The organism is Rhodococcus sp. NPDC056960, from assembly GCF_042674125.1.
Classification (GTDB): Bacteria; Actinomycetota; Actinomycetes; order Mycobacteriales; family Mycobacteriaceae; genus Rhodococcus_F.
In genome coordinates this window covers 1-2618 of record NZ_JBHURF010000084.1, presented here as the reverse complement: position 1 = coordinate 2618, position 2618 = coordinate 1, and the positions used below count along the sequence as shown (strand labels likewise).

Genomic DNA, 2618 nt, shown 5'->3' with positions numbered 1-2618 from the left:
CTGCTAGCGGACATGCCAACCTCCCTGTAGACGGACACGTTCGTCCCTGCTGACGGACAGCTGATCTCCCTGTCGATGGACATGGGGCCGGCGGTGTGTCGGTCCTGACACAGACGCCCCTCCGGGGTTTTGCTCGAGGTCTTCGACCACCTACGAGCGACTCCCCACCGGAGGGACGCATGAAGAAGTCTGACAGGGACATCATGGAAATTCTCGAGGCCTACGACACCACCGGGACCGCGCACTCCGCGGCGCAGCTGGCCGGGGTCGATCCGAAAACCGTCCGGCGTTACGTCACCGCCCGCGACGCCGGCATGCCGGTGACCGGCCCGTCGCGGCGGTCCCGCATCATCGACGAGCATTTACCCCAGATCGAGCAATGGGTCGAGCGCAGCAAAGGCAGGGTCCGCGCCGACATCGTCCACGAACGCCTCGTCGCTCTAGGCTTCGACGGCACCGAACGCACCACCCGACGCGCCGTCGCGGATGCCAAAGCCGCATGGCGGGCCGGGCACCTCCGCACCTACCGACCGTGGATCACCGAACCCGGGCTGTGGATGCAATTCGACTGGGGTGAGGGCCCGAAGGTACCCGGACCGGGCGGAGTCCTGCGCTCGACGCTGCTGTTCTGCGCCTGGCTGGCATGGTCACGTTACCGGGTGGTGATCCCGGTGTGGGATCAAACATTGCCGACGTTGATCGCGTGCCTCGATGCCACGGTGCGCCGCTTTGGTGGGGTGCCGACCTACGCGTTGACCGACAACCCGCGCACGGTCAGCATCGACCACGTCGCCGGGATCGCGGTACGTCATCCACAGATCGTCGAAACCGCCCGCCACTACGGCATGGCCGTGCACACCTGTGTGCCGTTCGACCCGGAATCGAAGGGCGGCAGCGAAGCAACCGTCAAGATCGCCAAGGCTGATCTGGTGCCCACCGACGCGAACCTGCTGCCGGACTACGCCTCGTTCGCCGACCTCGAGGCCGCGTGCGAGCGCTTCTGCGCCACGGTCAACGGCCGTCGGCACCGCGAAAGCGCCCGCATCCCGAACGAGGCCCTGGCCGAGGAACGGCCCCGGCTGCACACCCTGCCGACCGTCCCACACACCCTGGCATTGGGCACCACCCGCAGCGTCGGCACCGATCAGACGATCCGGTTCGGGTCGGTGCGGTATTCGACGCCACCGGGGCTGGTCGGCGCCGAAGTGTGGGTGCGCGCTGCCGGCACCGAACTGGTCGTCGTCGCCGACCTCGACTCACTGCCGCGGACTCCGGACTGGGCCGAGAACAGGAAGGGTTTGAGTGAGGTTGCGCGACATCCACTTTCGCCACCAGGGAACCCGCGGATCGACCCGGCGCATTACCCCGACCATCCGCAAGACCCGGGTGGGGCACCACGACCACCGGTCCCGAGGGCCCGCTCCGCGGCCGAAGCCCGGTTCCTCGACCTCGGGCCCGGCGCGCACACCTGGTTGGTCGCCGCGTCGGCGGCCGGCACGGTCCGGATCCGGGCGAAGATGACCGCCGCGGTCGAGTTGGCCGCATTCGTCGGCGCCGAGATGGTCGACTCCGCGTTGTCGCGAGCAGCCGAAGCGGGCCGATTCGCCGAGGCGGATCTGCCGGCGATCGTCGCGCACCACGCCGACACCACAGCCGGCGGGGTTGTCGTCGCCGACGAGGAGCATTCGGTTCAACCCGGCACCGCCGCCTGGGCCGGATTCGGCAGCACCGGTGTGCAGGCACGCTCGTGAACCCCACCGCGCCACCACTGCCCGACGACCTCCTCGCCGTCCTCAAACGGATGCGCCTGCCCTATCTTCGGGCTGCCGCGCCGGAGGTGCTGGCGACGGCGAAAGCGCAGCGGTGGGATCCGACTGAGGTCCTCAAGGTCCTCCTCGACGAGGAGGTCCGCGGTCGGGACGAGGCGACGAAGGCGATGCGCCGCAAAACCGCCGGACTCCCCGCCGGGAAGACGTTTTCCTCATGGCGGGAACAGGATTCGTCGATCCCAGCTCCCACCCAGCAGGCCCTGGTCACGTTGGAGTGGGTGCAGCGCGCCGAGAACCTGGCGGTCAGCGGACCGTCGGGGACCGGTAAGACCCATTTCGTCGAGGCGCTCGCGCATGCGGTGATCGACGCGGGGATGCGGGTGTCATGGTTCACCCTCGAATCGTTGACCGCCGCGATCGGGCGGGCCGCGGTGGACGGGTCGATCACCAAGACCATCACCAAGATCACCCGCGCCGAGTTGATCGTCGTCGACGATATCGGGATGCTGCCGTCCGGTCAGGCCGCCGCCGAGGCGTTCTACCGCCTCGTCGACGCCGCTTATGAGCGGCGCAGTGTCGTGGTGACCAGCAACCTGCACCCGTCCGGGTTCGACACGATCATGCCGAAAACGCTCGCGACCGCCGCGGTAGACCGACTCCTGCACCATGCGCATGTCGTGATCACCGAAGGCACCTCGCTGCGGTTGAAGGACGCCACCGCCGGACGCGGGGTGATGCCCCTGACCTGACCGGTGCGGGAGATCAGCTGACCGCCGACAGGGAGATCAGCTGTCCGCGCACAGGGACACCACCTGTCCGCCTACCGGGACGCCCCCATGTCCCTTGACA

2 protein-coding genes are annotated in these 2618 nt (G+C 68.4%); both read left to right on the top strand.

What is annotated here, in order from left to right:
• The first annotated feature begins 179 nt into the window (after positions 1-179).
• A complete protein-coding gene (istA, locus tag ACFTWF_RS44990; protein ID WP_378467527.1) occupies positions 180-1751 on the top strand; it encodes an IS21 family transposase in 1572 nt (523 codons plus the stop codon).
• Positions 1748-2518, top strand: a complete 771-nt coding sequence (gene istB / locus ACFTWF_RS44985) for an IS21-like element helper ATPase IstB (RefSeq protein WP_378467526.1) — start codon at positions 1748-1750, stop codon at positions 2516-2518. Before istA ends, istB begins: the two co-directional genes overlap by 4 nt.
• Positions 2519-2618: the final 100 nt, after the last annotated feature.

Bases quoted from the DNA above. Each gene is read 5' to 3' on its own strand.
- istA (WP_378467527.1), top strand. From the start codon at position 180: ATGAAGAAGTCTGACAGGGACATCATGGAAATTCTCGAGGCCTACGAC.